At 60.8% G+C, this 15295-nt stretch carries 11 protein-coding genes; 6 read left to right on the top strand and 5 right to left on the bottom strand.

Annotated features, from left to right (window positions below; translation table 11 throughout):
• Positions 1-27: 27 nt before the first annotated feature.
• The gene (locus CYB_RS13400; protein ID WP_011434355.1) at positions 28-1977 is read left to right on the top strand and encodes an NHL repeat-containing protein; all 1950 of its coding nucleotides are present in this window, start codon (positions 28-30) and stop codon (positions 1975-1977) included.
• Between the two features lie 45 nt (positions 1978-2022).
• Here the strand turns inward: CYB_RS13400 and CYB_RS13395 are convergent, their stop codons facing one another.
• Entirely contained in the window at positions 2023-2460 is a 438-nt protein-coding gene (locus CYB_RS13395; protein ID WP_011434354.1) for a hypothetical protein, read from the bottom strand.
• A gap of 210 nt (positions 2461-2670) precedes the next feature.
• On the opposite strand from CYB_RS13395, the gene CYB_RS13390 reads away from it, so the two are divergent.
• Complete coding sequence (locus CYB_RS13390; protein WP_011434353.1) at positions 2671-3198, top strand: adenine phosphoribosyltransferase; 528 nt, start codon at positions 2671-2673, stop codon at positions 3196-3198.
• A gap of 5 nt (positions 3199-3203) precedes the next feature.
• Here the strand turns inward: CYB_RS13390 and CYB_RS13385 are convergent, their stop codons facing one another.
• The 3 genes from CYB_RS13385 to glyA form a co-directional block, all read right to left on the bottom strand.
• Positions 3204-3770 (bottom strand): hypothetical protein, encoded by a 567-nt coding sequence (locus tag CYB_RS13385; RefSeq protein ID WP_148202776.1) that lies wholly within the window; start codon positions 3768-3770, stop codon positions 3204-3206.
• A gap of 98 nt (positions 3771-3868) precedes the next feature.
• A complete protein-coding gene (locus tag CYB_RS13380) occupies positions 3869-4978 on the bottom strand; it encodes a glycosyltransferase family 4 protein (protein WP_238376819.1) in 1110 nt (369 codons plus the stop codon).
• Between the two features lie 24 nt (positions 4979-5002).
• A complete protein-coding gene (gene glyA, locus CYB_RS13375; protein WP_049749659.1) occupies positions 5003-6328 on the bottom strand; it encodes a serine hydroxymethyltransferase in 1326 nt (441 codons plus the stop codon).
• 371 nt (positions 6329-6699) lie between these two features.
• On the opposite strand from glyA, the gene psaM reads away from it, so the two are divergent.
• The 3 genes from psaM (at position 6700) to purL (ending at position 11840) form a co-directional block, all read left to right on the top strand.
• A complete protein-coding gene (psaM, locus tag CYB_RS13370; RefSeq protein ID WP_011434349.1) occupies positions 6700-6792 on the top strand; it encodes a photosystem I reaction center subunit XII in 93 nt (30 codons plus the stop codon).
• Between the two features lie 206 nt (positions 6793-6998).
• Positions 6999-9512 carry an ATP-dependent DNA helicase RecG gene (gene recG, locus CYB_RS13365; RefSeq protein ID WP_011434348.1) on the top strand — a complete coding sequence of 838 codons (2514 nt, stop codon included), beginning with the start codon at positions 6999-7001 and terminating at the stop codon, positions 9510-9512.
• 21 nt (positions 9513-9533) lie between these two features.
• Positions 9534-11840 (top strand): phosphoribosylformylglycinamidine synthase subunit PurL, encoded by a 2307-nt coding sequence (gene purL / locus CYB_RS13360; RefSeq protein WP_011434347.1) that lies wholly within the window; start codon positions 9534-9536, stop codon positions 11838-11840.
• A gap of 86 nt (positions 11841-11926) precedes the next feature.
• Here the strand turns inward: purL and trxB are convergent, their stop codons facing one another.
• Positions 11927-13357, bottom strand: coding sequence for a thioredoxin-disulfide reductase (trxB, locus tag CYB_RS13355; RefSeq protein ID WP_011434346.1), 1431 nt, complete (start codon positions 13355-13357; stop codon positions 11927-11929).
• A 465-nt stretch (positions 13358-13822) separates the two neighbouring features.
• Here trxB and glnA point away from each other — a divergent pair, with 465 nt between their 5' ends.
• A complete protein-coding gene (gene glnA, locus CYB_RS13350; protein ID WP_011434344.1) occupies positions 13823-15247 on the top strand; it encodes a type I glutamate--ammonia ligase in 1425 nt (474 codons plus the stop codon).
• The last annotated feature ends 48 nt before the right edge of the window (positions 15248-15295 follow it).

Below are 15295 nucleotides of genomic sequence, written 5' to 3'. Positions count from 1 at the left end.
AGTTTGTGGGAGGGGATGAGCTGCATCATGCCACGACGGGCTTCCCTGACACCGCTACCTTGGCCTGCGCTGAGTGCCTTGGTGCTGGCTCTCTCGGGCTGTGGCGAGCTTTCTTCTTCTAGTCTGTCTCCCAGCGTTCTTCCCCCTGCGGCCCTACAGCCGGTTTCAACCCCAACTCCTCTCCCTCTCTCCCCGCTTTCTCTCACTTTTGAGCAAGCGCGTCAGGCCGGCTTGTCGGTGCCCAGCAACCGCATTGTTCTGCTGCTTCAGGAACAGGGATCCGATCTGGTGGCCCAGCTACCGGCCTCAGAGGTGGATCGCTGGCTGGCCCGCACCCCCACCTGGCCGGGGGTGGAAGGGATCGACCTGAGCATTACCCTGGGCACTTATCGCCAAACCGCCACTGCCCCTCTGCGCCCGGGGCAACCGGCCACCTTCACCTTCACCAATCCTCCCGCCGGGGAAGCGGAGCTCAGCGCCATCGCCTATCGGGGATCCACCACTCTGGCGCAAGGGAAGGGATCCCTGACCCTTTCTGCCCGCTCTGGGAGTTCTGGCAGTGTCAATCGTCCTCCCCAAGACACAGAGCGCCAGCGCCGCCTTTCTATGTTGGTGCTCTCTGAGGTGGGGGTACCGCTTCTGCACAGTAGCTCGGCAACTCCCGCTCTCGGCCAGCCGTTGCTGCTCTCAGGGGAAAATTTGGAGCGGGTGGAAACAGTTCTCTTTGCTGCAGCAGCCAATCCCGAGCGCATCCTGAGGGGGGAAATTCGCTCCCGCAGCGGTGACCGTTTGGTGGTGATGCCGCCTTCTTCTCTTTCCGGCTCAGTTTGGGTTGCTGTTGCGGATGCTTCCGGGCAAGGGTTGGGCACTCTGGTCTACGATTGGCCTGCCGCTACTCCTTCCCCCAGCCCCTCTCCCACCCCCACTGCTCCGGCAGCATCGGCCTGGGTGGTGGAAACTTTGCTGGATGGCCGCACCTCGCCCGCGGCAGATCCTGTCGGCAACGCCCCTGATAACACCGGCACCGAGTCCAGGATCTACCTGCAGCAAATCAGCGGCATTGCTGTGGATCCTGAAGGAGCCTTCTATTTAGCCGATAGAGCCCAGCACCGCATCTTCCGGCTGTCTCCAGAGGGGGAATTGGAAGTTTGGGCCGGCACAGGCCAAGCAGGCCGCCGCGACGGAGCAGCCAATCAAGCTCAGTTTGACTCCCCACAGGGGCTGCTCTGGGATCCCAAGGGGGGATTGTGGGTGGCCGACAGCGGCAACCATTGCCTGCGCTATATCAACCTGCAACGACAGGTGAGCACCTTTGCCGGCACTTGTATAGCCGGATACCGAGATGGGGGGCTTGACCGAGCTCAGTTCCGGGAGCCATCTGGGCTGGCTTTGGGTTCAGATGGCAGCCTCTACGTTGCCGACCGCGCCAATCGCCGCATCCGCCGCATCACCCCTGCAGGTGAAGTGACCACGGTTGCCGGCACCGGCCAGCCGGGATCCGTCGATGGCCCAGCAGAACAGGCCCAGCTCCTGCAGCCCACGGCTCTGGCGGTGGATAAGGAGGGGAACCTCTGGATTGCCGATGGACATCGCCTGCGCCGGCTCTCTGCTGGCGGACGAGTGACCACCCTCTCCGGGGCAGAGCCAGGCTATCGGGATGGCCCCCTGGCAGAGGCCCGTTTTCAAACCCTGGGGGGGCTGGCCTTCGATGCGGCAGGCAACCTCTGGGTAGCCGACCGAGATAACCATCGCATTCGTCGTCTTCAGCCTGGGGGACAAGTTTCCACCTTGGCCGGACAGAATCAGCCCGGCTGGCAGGATGGCCCCACCTCGGTGGCCCGGTTCGATCAACCTGCCGGCTTGGCAGTCTTACCGGATGGCAGTGTGGTGGTGGTGGATGCCGGCTTGCCGGGCTTGCGTCGCATAAGCCGCGTTGCTTCTGGGCCTGTCACCCCAACCCCTGGGGGATCTCTGTAGGCTCTTGACAGGCCGCCGTCTCTCAGGTTTCACAGGGATCCCCATCTACTCAATCACCACACTCTTCGGGCCGGCGTTCACCTCTGGGCGACCCTGATTGAAGTTGGCCAGGAAGGTGTCTGGATCTTTGAGGCTGAAGACCAGCTTTTTGCAGGGCACTTGCAGCCCCACCGGCCCCAGCAACGGAATAAAAAGAGGCTTTTCCTGCACCAGTGGAATGGCAATTACCCCTTGGGTGCTGGTGACCGGGCCAACGATCCCCTGAAAATCGGTGCGCACGCCCACCCCGTAGTACCAGGGCCAGGGAAAGCGCTCCCCTCGCCCCAACTCGCTCAAGGAGAACGTCTCGTTGAACAGGCTGCCCGCCCGCACAATGAGCTTGTCTTGCAGCAGATCGACATAGGCCGCCTCGCTGCTCACTCCAAACAGAGCCAGCGGCAAACTGGCTAGGGGATTGGAGTCGATGGCCATGTAATAACGCATGAGAAGTCTCCGAGTTCACAGATGGGTGACCAGGTGAGCCGCGGCCCCTAGCCTTGCCAATTATAAAAAATCTTCCCCGTTGCTCGACTGACCAAAAGGGATCCCATCTGCCCATTAGCTAACCGAGTATGATGGGTTGCTTGGAGTGCCCTTTGAGGACTCCGTCCGAATAGCGCGAACAGCAAGCCACTGGCCAGCGAGGAAAACAGGATGGATCTGCGAGCCCTCATTCGCTTGGTGCCCGATTTTCCCAGACCCGGCATCCTCTTTCGGGATATGACCCCCCTGCTGCAGGATCCGGCAGGCTTCCGGGCGGCTATTGAACAGTTGGCCGCCGGCACCACCGGCATGGGATCCCTAGATTATGTGGTCGGCATCGAGTCGCGGGGGTTCATTTTAGGGGCTGCTTTGGCACAACACCTGGGCTTGGGCTTTGTCCCGGTTCGCAAGCCAGGCAAACTGCCGCCGCCGGTGCTCAGCCAGACTTACAGCCTGGAATACGGCCAAGACCAGCTCCAACTGCACGCCCACGCCCTGCGGCCTGGAGAGCGGGTGTTGATCGTGGATGATGTCATTGCCACCGGGGGTACAGCCGCTGCCACCGCCCAATTGGTGGCCCAGAGCGGCGCTGAGGTGGGGGGATTTGCCTTCTTAATCGAGCTGGCCTTTTTGTCCGGCTGCAAGGCTCTTCCCCCTGGGATCCCTGCCCATGTGGTGATGGTAGAGGAAGGCAACTGAGTTCCTCAAGTAAGGTGCACCGACTGTTGGACGAGGATCCCTGGTGTTTTGGGCAAAGGTTGGCTCAAGCGGCTGATCTGAGCCTGCGCCTGCAGTTGTTCGTCAATCCAGTCCGCCAGTTCCCGCATGTAAAGCGCCACATGGATCGCCTGGTCGCGCTGTGCTGGCTCCACACCTTTTTCCGCCAGGCGGGCCAGAATTACGGGATCGCTCAGCTCCTCCAGGGCGGCAAAGTCTTCCGGTTGGTCGAACCCCAGCTCTGCCATTTTCTCGAACACATACCCCAGCCGCAGGCCGGTGGCCTCGCACTGCCCCTCCAGTTGCCAGGGATCCCTCAAGGCCAGGGCAACAGTTCGGTAGGCGGTTTGGGCGATGGATCGCCAGGTGCCGCGGTGGATGCGCAGGCTGAGTTGCTGCCGATCCCAGCCCAGGGCTTCTCGCACCAACAGGCCGCAATTGCAGCGGGTGCTGTCCCGCCAGCAGTACTCCCAGTCCCAGAAGCCCCAGTGTTGGGATTGGATACGATCCGCGGTGCGGCGCAGGAGAGCTGCCAACTCAGGTGTGGGGCGCATGAGGCAACACAGAGCTAAACAAAAAACAACAAAACAAAAAACAACAAATATAGAGCGCCTCCAGTCTAGGCAGGCGAGCGATGGAGAACAAGCCCAGCTCAATCTTCTTTACATTCCTGGTCGCAACAGCATTGCGGAGCAACATATTCCTGTTCGGGCCTGTCCTCCGAGGGCAAAGCTCGTTGCCGTTGCCAAGCCCCCCAAGCCACCCCTGCCAACACCAGCGAGGCCCCGCCCAGGTAGGTGCCCCCTGCTGGCAAGCCCGCCAAGGCCAAGGCCAGGGATCCCCCCCAGAGGGTCATGGCGTAGATGAGCAGCACTGAATGCCGATGGGATAGGCCGGCTTTGAGCAAGCGGTGGTGCAAGTGGCCTTTGTCGGGATGGAAAGGCGACTTCCCCCTGGCCAGCCGCTTGAGGATTACGGTGGACATATCCAGGATCGGCACCGCCAAGATAAAGAAAGGCAGAGCCACTGCCAGCGTGGTCACCCCCTTGGCCACCCCGATCACCCCGATCCCAGCCAGGGTAAAGCCCAAAAAATAGGCCCCCCCATCCCCCATGAAGATCTGCGCTGGGTTGAAGTTGTAGCGCAAAAAGCCTAGGCAAGCTCCCGCCAAAGCCGCCGCCAGCATGGCCGCCGCCGGTCGATCCAGCAGCAGGGTTACGATCAGCATCACCACCGCCGCGATTCCCGACACCCCTGCCGCCAGCCCATCCAGCCCATCCATAAAGTTGATGGCGTTGGCCATCCCCACCAGCCAGAGCAAGGTAATCAGCAGGCTCAACCACACCGGAAAGGGCCAGATCCCTCTCCCGGGCAGGTTGACGAACTCAATGCGCACCCCTACTCCCCAAGCGGCAGCAGCCACGCCGAATTGCATCAACAAGCGGGAAAAAGGCGACAGGTGAAACAGGTCGTCCGCCAGGCCGATTGAGAAAAACAAAACCCCGCCAATTGTCACCCCCCAAATCTCGTACTCCTGCTCGGTGCGCAAGCCCCCAAAAGCTCCGGCTCCCCAGAGCAACAGCAGGGCCACCAAGTTGCCAAAAAAGATGGAAACCCCCCCCAGGCGTACCATCGGCTGCCGGTGGATCTTGCGCTCGTCGGGAAAGTCCAACTGGCCACTGCGGATCCCGACCGCCTTCACCACCGGGGTTGCCCACAGAACCACACAGGCAGCAGCCAGAAAGGCAACCAAGTAGGGCATAGCAAGCCGTGGCGAGGATTGCGGTTATCCCAAGTGGGGGTAGAGGGGGAAACGACGACAGAGCTGAGCCACCCGCTGGCGACACTCTTCCAACACAGCAGGCTCCTCAGGCTGAAACAGACAATCGGCGATGATCTCCCCAATTTCTTCAAATTCTACCGGCCCCAGGCCGCGGGTGGTCAAGGCTGGGGATCCCAGACGCAGGCCGCTAGCTACAAAGGGCGGCTGTGGGTCGAAGGGAATGGTGTTCTTATTGGCGGTGATGTGGATCTTCCCCATCAGCCGATCCGCCCGTTTGCCCGTCATTACCGGATCCGCCGCCCCAGTTTTTTCCAGCACCGCCGAAACCGAGCGCAGATCCAGCAACATCAGGTGATTGTCGGTGCCCCCCGAAACTAGCCGGATGCCTCGCCGTTGCAGGGATCCCGCCAGGGCTTGGGCATTGGCGATAACTTGGGCCGAGTACTGGGCAAAGCTGGGCTGCAGGGCTTCTCCAAAGGCCACCGCCTTGCCAGCAATAACATGCTCCAGCGGCCCCCCTTGACTGCCGGGGAACACTGCCTTATCCAGCTTTTTGCCCAGCTCTGGGTCGCGGGTGAGAATGAGCCCTCCACGCGGCCCGCGCAACGTCTTGTGGGTGGTGGTGGTCACCACATCGCAGAGGGGCACGGGGTTGGGGTGGTGTCCGGTGGCCACCAGGCCGGCAATATGGGCAATGTCGGCCAGCAGATAAGCTCCCACCTCATCGGCAATGGTGCGGAAAGCAGCAAAGTCGATTGCCCGCGGGTAGGCGGAGTAGCCGCAGATGATCAGCTTAGGCCGATGCTGCAAAGCCAGATCCCGCACTTGGTCAAAATCAATCCGCTCCGTCTGCGGATGCACCCCGTAGTGCACCACGCGGAACCACTTGCCGGAGACATTCACCGGCGAGCCGTGGGTGAGGTGGCCGCCATGAGACAAATCCATGCCCATGATCGTGTCCCCCGGCTGCAGCAGGGCCAAGAAAACAGCGAAATTGGCCTGCGCCCCGGAGTGGGGTTGCACGTTGGCGTGAGCCGCCCCAAACAGTTGCTTGGCGCGGTCAATGGCCAGTTGTTCAATCTCGTCAATAAACTCGCAGCCGCCGTAGTAGCGCTTGCCCGGCAGCCCTTCTGCATACTTGTTGGTGAGCACCGAGCCCTGGGCTGCCAAGACGGCAGGAGAGGTGAAGTTCTCGCTGGCAATCATCTCCAGGTGATCCCGCTGCCGGTTGAGCTCTTGCTGGATCAGGCGGTAAACAACGGGATCCGTTTCCGCCAGGATGGCCAAGCTATCCCGTGAGGTGGTCAGACTTTGTGGAGCAGCTACCATGATGACGCCAAGACCGAACTTCGCAGGAGGAATGGGCAAGAACTGCTTCGCCGTCGCGACGGCGTTGCGGAGCAACATCGTAGCATGACCCGCAAACCAGCAGCGCAGGCCCCGGCCTTTCTGCCTGGGGTAAAACCCCAAAACTGAGAAAGAATCCCTTGCTTTAGGGGTGGGGAGAATGTCAGTCGCGACAGCGTTGCGGAGCAACATCGATCCAAGCAGAGGATCTGGGAGCCACGGTCAAGCGGGATGGGCAAGGGCTGCTTTGTAAAGAATGTTGAGCTTTTCTTCTCGGTGTCAAGGCTACCCCTCAAGCTACGGTAGAGTGAGGGGGCTGACTTTTGTGCAATTCCACTGTTAGGGAGTTGGTTATGACGGACGCACAAGTTTTCACCATCCTGGCGATTGCCTTGGTGCCGGCAGTGATGGCTCTGCTTTTGGGATCCGCCCTGGCCCGCAGCTAAAGCTCCTGCATCTCCCAAAAAGTGCCTCTGGATCCCTTCGGCCTGCCCCGTCACGACAGTGTTGCGGAGTAATAAGGCAGGCTTTTTTCTTTATCAAGGAATGGAAAGTGTGGCTTGCGCTGCTGCACTCCTTCGGTTGTCCTGCCGTTGTTGGCTAAAGTTGGATTGATAAGGAGCACTCCCGGCAGCCAAGCAACTTGAGCCAGGTGGATCTACAGCGGCTTCAGCGCGCCCTTTCCCTAGAAGCAGAGGTGGGGTTTACCGACCTGCGGGGGCGAGAGCAGACCTTCTCCCAATTTTTGGGGAGTGTGTTCGGACAGGATCCCCCCTCTGACTGGGTGCTGAATGGAGATGACCGGCGGCGATGGAAAGAACTGGGATCCCGCTATACCCTGTATTCCGAGCTGGAGCTGCCCGAACGCCAGCACCTGGTGGCCGAAACCCGCCGCTGGCTGGAGCGAGTCCGACGTCAGCAAGAGCTGTCCCGACCGAGTTCCCACCAACCTGGCTCGTTTGCAGCCTCGTTGCCACAGCGCTCTGGTTTCCCTGCCGTAGGCGTAGCAACAACCCCCCCAGAGGCAGGGCGGAGCACGATTTCCCCATCTCTCCCTGCCGGCCTCAGCCTGGAGCAGCCGCTGCAGTTTCTCAAAGGGATTGGTCCCAAGTCGGCGGAGAAACTGGCACAACTGGGCCTACACAGCGTGCGGGATGCCCTCTACTACTTCCCCCGCGACTACCTGGACTATTCCCGGCGGGTGCTCATCCGCCAAGCCAAGGTGGGGGAGACCGTTACCCTTGTAGGGACGGTGAAAAGTTGCAGTTGCTTTACCAGCCCCAAGAATCCCTCGCTGACCATCTTCAACCTAAAGATTGCCGACAAAAGTGGTGTAATTACCCTCAGCCGCTTCTACAGCGGGCGGCAGTTTGCCCAGCGCAGTTGGCAAGCTTCCCTGGAGCGGCAATACCCCAAGGGGGCCCTGGTGGCTGCCAGCGGCCTGGTCAAAAAGGGCCGGTTGGGCCTAACGCTGGATAACCCGCAACTGGAGGTGCTGGGGGGAGAGGGCGAGGAGCTGGACAGGCTGGGCAAGATCTTGCCAGTTTACCCTCTCTCAGAAGGGATCCCCGCCGATCTGGTGCGCAAGGCGGTGCAACTGGCTTTGCCGGCGGCGGCCTTGGTGGAGGATCCCTTGCCGGCGGATCTCAAGCGGCAGTTGCAGCTTTTGGACTTGCCTGTTGCCCTGCAGCAGATCCACTTTCCTGAGACCCGAGAGCTGCTGGCCCAGGCCCGGCGGCGGCTGGTGTTCGATGAGTTTTTCTACCTACAACTAAGCCTATTGCAGCGGCGACACCGCTATCGTGCCCAAGCTCAGGCCATACCTCGTTACCAGCCGGCTAGAGGGGAGCTGTTGGATCGCTTCTACCAAATCCTGCCCTTTCAGCTTACCGCTGCCCAGCAGCGGGCCATCGACGAGATCCTAGCGGATCTGCGGGATCCCTTGCCCATGAACCGCCTCTTGCAGGGAGATGTGGGATCCGGCAAAACCGTGGTGGCGGTGGCAGCTGTGCTGGCAGCCATTCAATCCGGTTGGCAGGCGGCCCTCATGGCTCCCACCGAGGTTTTGGCCGAGCAACACTACCGCAAGTTGGTGGAATGGCTCAGCCAGCTGCAGGTGCCCGTTGAACTGTTGACTGGATCCACGCCCCCTGCTAAGCGCCGGGAGATCCTGCGGCAGTTGCAGACCGGGGAATTGCCCTTGGTGGTGGGCACCCATGCTCTCATCCAGCCGGCAGTGCAGTTTCGCAACCTGGGCTTGGTGGTCATCGACGAGCAGCACCGCTTTGGCGTGGAGCAGCGGGCCGCTCTGCAACAGAAAGGGGATCACCCCGATGTGCTCACTATGACCGCCACCCCCATCCCCCGCACCCTCACCCTGGCCCTGCATGGGGATCTGGATGTTACCCAAATTGACGAGCTGCCGCCGGGGCGCAAGCCCGTGCACACCCTGGTGGCCCGGCCAGGGGATCGCCTGCAGGTGATGCGGCTTATCGAGCGGGAAATTGCCCAAGGGCGGCAGGCCTACGTGGTGCTGCCGTTGATTGAAGAGTCGGAGAAGCTGGATCTCAAATCTGCCATCGAGGAACACCAGCGTCTGCAGGAAAAGGTCTTCCCCCAATTTCGGGTGAGCCTGCTGCACGGGCGCTTGACCAGTAGCGAGAAGGAAGCTGTCATTGCGGCCTTTCGCCGGCGGGAGCTGGATATTCTGGTCTCTACCACGGTGGTGGAGGTGGGGGTAGATGTGCCCAATGCCTCGGTGATGCTGGTGGAGCATGCGGAGCGCTTTGGGCTCTCCCAACTGCACCAACTGCGGGGGCGGGTAGGGCGGGGATCTGACCAGGCCTACTGCATCCTGATGACAGGATCCAAAAGCGAGGAGGCCCTGCGGCGGCTCAAGGTGCTGGAGCAGTCCCACGACGGGTTTTTCATTGCCGAGATGGATCTGCGCTTCCGCGGCCCAGGGGAGGTGATGGGCACCCGCCAGTCGGGGCTACCCGATTTTGCCCTGGCCAGCCTCATGGAGGATCAAGAGGTGCTGCAGCTGGCCCGCCAAGCGGCAGAGCAGCTTATTGTCCAAGACCCCGACCTGAAGCGCTGGCCCCCCTTAAGCCGCATACTGGAAGAGCGTCAGGCCCGTCTCTTGGGCCCTGGGTTGTTGACCTAAGCTAGGGGCAATTGGAGCACTATGCCCTATACTCTCGAAGACTTAAAAGCCCACGGCCTTTCCCCGGCGGAATATCAACAGATCCAGCAGCAGCTGGGCCGGGATCCCAACCCCAACGAGCTGGCCATGTTTGGGGTGATGTGGTCAGAGCACTGCTGCTACAAAAACTCCCGCCCTCTGCTGAAAAACTTTCCCACCACGGGCGAGCGGGTAGTGGTGGGGCCGGGGGAAAATGCCGGCGTAGTGGATCTGGGGGAGGGGGATTGGCTGGCGTTTAAGATCGAGTCCCACAACCATCCTTCGGCAGTGGAGCCCTTCCAGGGGGCAGCTACCGGCGTGGGAGGGATCCTGCGGGATATCTTTACCCTGGGCGCCCGTCCCATTGCCCTCCTCAACTCGCTGCGCTTTGGGCCGCTGACCGATCCCCGCAACCGCCGCCTCATGGCCAGGGTGGTGGAAGGGATCGCCCACTACGGCAACTGTGTTGGGGTGCCCACCGTAGGCGGCGAGGTGGCCGTGGATCCCTGCTACAGCGGCAATCCCTTGGTCAACGTCATGGCCCTGGGGCTGCTGGAGACGCCGGCAGTGGTGAAATCGGCAGCGCGGGGGGTGGGGAACCCGGTCTTGTACGTGGGCGCCACCACCGGGCGGGATGGCATCCGCGGGGCCAGCTTTGCCAGCGCCGAGCTCAAGGAGGATGCGCAGCAGGATCGGCCGGCAGTGCAGGTGGGGGATCCCTTCCTGGGCAAGTGCCTCATCGAGGCCTGTCTGGAGGCCTTTGCCACAGGAGCTGTGGTGGCTGCCCAGGATATGGGGGCAGCCGGGATCACCTGCTCCACCGCGGAGATGGCCGCCAAGGGAGGGGTGGGGATCCGCTTTGACCTCGACCGAGTGCCGGCGCGGGAAAGCGGCATGGCTGCCTGGGAATACCTGCTCTCGGAATCCCAGGAGCGGATGCTGCTGGTGGTGCAAAAAGGCCGCGAGGCGGAGGTGATGGAGATCTTCCACCGCTGGGGTTTGCAAGCTAGTGTGGCCGGGGAAGTCATTGCCGAGCCGCTGGTGGAGATCTGGCACCAGGGATCCTGCGTGGTGCAGGTGCCGGTGCGGGCTTTGGCCGAAGACACCCCCGTCTATGTCCGTCCGGTGTTGCCAGAGCCGCCAGCCTACGTGCAGGCAGCGTGGCAATGGGATCCCGCCACTCTACCCCCTTGTGATTGCCAGGGGATCCACCTCGCTCAGGCAACGCTGGCATGGAAAGAGGTGCTGCTGCAGCTTTTGGCCAGCCCCACCCTAGCCAGCAAAGCCTGGATCTATCGCCAATACGACCACCAGGTGCAAAACAACACCGTCCTTTGGCCGGGCCAGGGAGATGCGGCGGTTATCCGCATCCGTTCCCAAAGGTTTGGCGTGGGCGAGGTGCCGCCCCTGCGAGCTTCCCGCAAGGCCATCGCTGCCACCCTGGATGGCAATGGCCGCTGGGTGTATTTGGATCCCTACGAGGGGGCCAAGGCAGCCGTGGCGGAAGCTGCCCGCAACCTCACCTGTGTGGGGGCCGATCCCCTAGCTGTTACCGATAACCTTAACTTTGGCAATCCCGAAAACCCGGTGGTGTACTGGCAGCTGGCCCTGGCCTGTCGGGGGATTGGAGATGCCTGCCGTGCCCTCGGTACGCCGGTAACGGGGGGAAACGTTTCTCTCTACAACGAGACCCTCACCCCCCAGGGATCGCAGGCTATCTACCCTACCCCTGTCATTGGCATGGTGGGTCTTATTCCCGACTTGAAATGCATCTGTGGCCAGGGGTGGCAGCAAGAAGGGGATCTCATTTACCTCCTGGGATCCCAGGCCCTCACCAGCTTGGGGGGCAGCGAGTATTTGGCGGTCATCCACCAGCAAGTTACGGGCCGGCCCGCGCCAGTGGATCTGGAATTGGAAAAGCGGGTGCAAGCTGCCTGTCGCCATGGAATCCGCCAGGGCTGGGTGCGCTCTGCCCACGACTGCAGCGAGGGGGGATTGGCTGTGGCTTTGGCAGAAGCCTGCTTGAGCGGAGGCCGCGGCGCAACCCTCTCCCTGGCTCCTGGATCCTTGCGCTGGGATCAAGCCCTGTTTGGAGAGGGATCCAGCCGCATCCTGGTTTCTGTGGATCCGGCCCAGCGCTCTGCTTGGGAAGCCTACTTAGAAGCGCAGCTTGCCGGCCAGTGGCAGCTTTTGGGAGAGGTGGGATCCCCTGCGGATCCCCTGCTCTTAAGGACGGCAGAAGAGGATCCCTTACTGGTGGTGTCTTTGGCAGCCATGCAGGCCGCCTACCACGGTGCCTTTTCGGACTAGCTGAGCCTCGGTTGGGAAACCGTTTTCTGCGCCCAGCTCCCTTCTCCCTTGGGGAGAGGGGCCAGAGGTTGGAGAGGACAACATCCTTAGGGGGATTTTTCCTCACACAAATTGGCCTGGATCACCTCTCGATATTGGGACTTGGGCTTAACGCCCACCAACTGGGCCACCAGCGTCTTGTTTTTGAAAAATTGCACCGTCGGGGTGCCCGCCACCCCCCCTGCCTCTGCAATCTCCGGATCTTTCTCAATATCGATCTCCACCACGTGCAGCTTGTCCGAGAACTCATCGATGATCTTGTTCAAGATCGGCTTGAGGGCATGACAAGGGGCACAGGTGGGGGCGGTGTACTTGACCATGAGCAGGCGATCGCTTTCGTGGTAGAGTCGCCGCAGGGCATAGCTCCCCTCATGGCAAGTCTTGCTGAAGTCTAAGTCATCCTGTCCATTCTCCTCAAAGCTGGCCTCCTCAACAGCAGGATCCCCAGCAGACTCTGCCGCAGAAGTCGCAGCAGGGCTGGGTTCAGGATGGCTTTGGGGAAGGACGTGATACTCCTGGGCCAAGCCGTGTTCCGAGAGCCAACGCTCTGCCAACATGGCCGCCATACAGCCAGTGCCGGCAGCGGTAATCGCCTGACGAAACTCGTGATCCTGCACGTCGCCGGCGGCAAACACCCCCTCCACACTGGTGGCCACGGATCCCGGGCGGGTGACGATGTAGCCGACTTCATCCAGTTCCAGTTGTCCTTTGAACAAGTCGGTGTTGGGCTTGTGGCCAATGGCATAAAATAGGCCACCCACTGACATCTCGCGTATTTCGCCGGTTTGGTTGTTCCGCACTTTCACCCCGGTCAGGCGCAGGCCGTCGCCCATCACTTCCACCGCCTCGGTGTTCCAGTGCACAGTGATCTTGGGGTTGTTGAGAACACGATCCTGCATGGCCTTGCTGGCCCGCATTTTGTCGCTGCGCACCAGCATGTGCACGTGGGATCCAAACTTGGTCAGGTAGGTGGCCTCCTCACAGGCAGTATCGCCGCCGCCGATCACCACCAATTCCACCCCTCTGAACATGGGCATAGCCCCATCGCAGACAGCACAAGCTGACATGCCCCGGTTCCAGTAGGTCTCCTCCCCCGGCAGGTGTAGGCGCTTGGCTGTGGCCCCGGTGGCGATGATCAGGCTGTGGGTGCGCAATTCCCGCTCGTCAGAACAGACGACAAAGGGCCGCTGGCTTAAATCCACAAAGGTGACATCTTCGGTGTAAAGTTCTGCCCCCCACCGCTGCGCTTGAGCCCGCATGTTCTTCATCAGTTGGGGGCCGGTGATGCCCTCGGGAAAGCCCGGAAAGTTCTCCACCTCGGTGGTGGTCATCAGTTGCCCGCCCGGGATCCCGCCCGCCTGGAACCCCTCAAACACAACCGGCTTCAGGTTGGCACGCCCAGCGTAAATGGCTGCTGTAAACCCAGCAGGGCCGGAGCCGATAATCACCACATTCTCAACCCGACTTTGCTCTGTCATCCGATGTCTCTCCTTCTGCAATGGGAATAAAAGCCAAACTCATAACGACTACGCTTTAGCTTAACACCCCTTGGCGAACCGGTCGAGGCCGAGGCCTATTAGCCTCATTTTCGCTCGCCTCAGGCCATTGGGGCCTTTTTTGCCCATCCCATAGGGTTATCTCTGCCCAGAGGTTGGCCAAGTGGCGGCCATTGCCCAAGTTTTGGATCCCCAACACCCAATCCCGGTTGACCCAAGCCAGAAGGAAAAGAGGTGTCTGAGATGGCCAGCAATTTGGTCTTGGTCAGAAAGCGGAGCTCAAATGAATTTTGTATCAGAAACTACAAAATACCCGTGTTGGCCTTTCTAGGATGAGTGAGCGTTTTTGGCCTGTCTGGGTCGAAGCGTGGGGATCACCTGCTGGGATCCCATTTGTTTCAGCCACAGTTCCCCCAGTCTTAACCGCAACCCAATCAGGAGAGAGTAATGGCATCCACGCCCCAAGAAGTGCTTCAGATGATCCAGGACAACAACGTCCAGATAGTGGATCTCAAGTTTGTGGATATCTTTGGCACCTGGCAGCATGTTTCCTTCCACACCTCGATGATCAAGGAAGAAACCTTCACCGAGGGGCTTCCCTTTGACGGATCCAGTATCCGGGGCTGGAAAGCGATCAACGAGTCGGACATGTACATGGTGCCGGATCCCAAGACGGCTTGGATTGATCCCTTTCTGGAGGTGCCCACCCTCAGCATAACTTGCAGCATTGTTGAGCCGCGCACTGGCCAGCCCTATAGCCGCTGTCCCCGCAGCCTTGCCGCCCGTGCCGTTGCCTATCTGCAATCGACGGGCATTGCCGATACGGCTTACTTCGGGCCGGAAGCGGAGTTTTTCATTTTTGAGGATGTTCGCTTCGACCAAACCCAAAACTCGGCCTACTACTTCGTGGATTCCATCGAAGGTCGCTGGAACTCGGGCCGCGAGGAGAAAGGTGGCAACCTGGGCTACAAGCCTCGCTACAAAGAGGGCTATTTCCCGGCACCGCCCACCGATGCCCATCAAAACATCCGCACCGAGATGCTGCTGACCATGGGCAAGTTGGGGGTGCCCATCGAGAAGCATCACCACGAGGTGGCTACCGGCGGGCAAGGGGAGTTGGGCTATCGCTTTGCCGATCTGATCACGGCTGCCGACTACATGATGGTTTACAAATACGTGATCCGGAACGTGGCCCGCAAGCACGGCAAAACCGTCACCTTCATGCCCAAGCCCCTATTTAACGACAACGGCACCGGCATGCACACCCACCAGTCCCTCTGGAAGGATGGCCAGCCCCTGTTCTACAGCGAAGGCACCTATGCCAACCTGAGCGAGACAGCTCTCTACTACATCGGTGGCCTGCTCAAGCATGCCCCGGCAATCCTGGCCTTCACCAACCCCACCACCAACTCCTACAAGCGCTTGGTGCCCGGCTTCGAGGCGCCGGTGAACCTGGCTTACTCCCAGGGCAACCGTTCCGCTGCCATTCGCATTCCGGTGACCGGCAACAATCCCAAGGCCAAGCGTCTGGAGTTCCGCTGCCCGGATGCCACCTGCAACCCCTACATCGCCTTTTCGGCCATGCTGATGGCTGGCCTGGACGGGATCAAGAATAAGATCCATCCCGGCGAGCCCTTGGACAAAGATATCTACGATCTGGAGCCGGAAGAGCTGGCCAAGATCCCTTCCACGCCTGGATCCCTGCTGGATGCCCTGGAAAACCTGCAGAAGGATCATGCCTTCTTGCTAGAGGGCGGTGTCTTTACTGAGGATCTGATCCAGACCTATATCGAGTACAAGATCGACAACGAGATCAACCCCATCAATCTGCGGCCTCACCCCTACGAGTTCGCCCTTTACTTCGACGCCTAAGCGGTGTGGCCGATTCTGCAGCGGGATCCCTGATGGGATCCCGTTTTT

This window comes from Synechococcus sp. JA-2-3B'a(2-13), from assembly GCF_000013225.1.
GTDB lineage: Bacteria > Cyanobacteriota > Cyanobacteriia > Thermostichales > Thermostichaceae > Thermostichus.
Note: the sequence above shows the minus strand (reverse complement) of the source record. Positions and strands in the feature narration are given on the sequence as shown.

Bases quoted from the DNA above. Each gene is read 5' to 3' on its own strand.
- purL (WP_011434347.1), top strand. From the start codon at position 9,534: ATGCCCTATACTCTCGAAGACTTAAAAGCCCACGGCCTTTCCCCGGCG.
- CYB_RS13400 (WP_011434355.1), top strand. From the start codon at position 28: ATGCCACGACGGGCTTCCCTGACACCGCTACCTTGGCCTGCGCTGAGT.
- CYB_RS13395 (WP_011434354.1), bottom strand. From the start codon at position 2,460: ATGCGTTATTACATGGCCATCGACTCCAATCCCCTAGCCAGTTTGCCG.
- CYB_RS13380 (WP_238376819.1), bottom strand. From the start codon at position 4,978: ATGCCCTACTTGGTTGCCTTTCTGGCTGCTGCCTGTGTGGTTCTGTGG.
- CYB_RS13385 (WP_148202776.1), bottom strand. From the start codon at position 3,770: ATGCGCCCCACACCTGAGTTGGCAGCTCTCCTGCGCCGCACCGCGGAT.
- psaM (WP_011434349.1), top strand. From the start codon at position 6,700: ATGACGGACGCACAAGTTTTCACCATCCTGGCGATTGCCTTGGTGCCG.
- glnA (WP_011434344.1), top strand. From the start codon at position 13,823: ATGGCATCCACGCCCCAAGAAGTGCTTCAGATGATCCAGGACAACAAC.
- glyA (WP_049749659.1), bottom strand. From the start codon at position 6,328: ATGGTAGCTGCTCCACAAAGTCTGACCACCTCACGGGATAGCTTGGCC.
- trxB (WP_011434346.1), bottom strand. From the start codon at position 13,357: ATGACAGAGCAAAGTCGGGTTGAGAATGTGGTGATTATCGGCTCCGGC.
- CYB_RS13390 (WP_011434353.1), top strand. From the start codon at position 2,671: ATGGATCTGCGAGCCCTCATTCGCTTGGTGCCCGATTTTCCCAGACCC.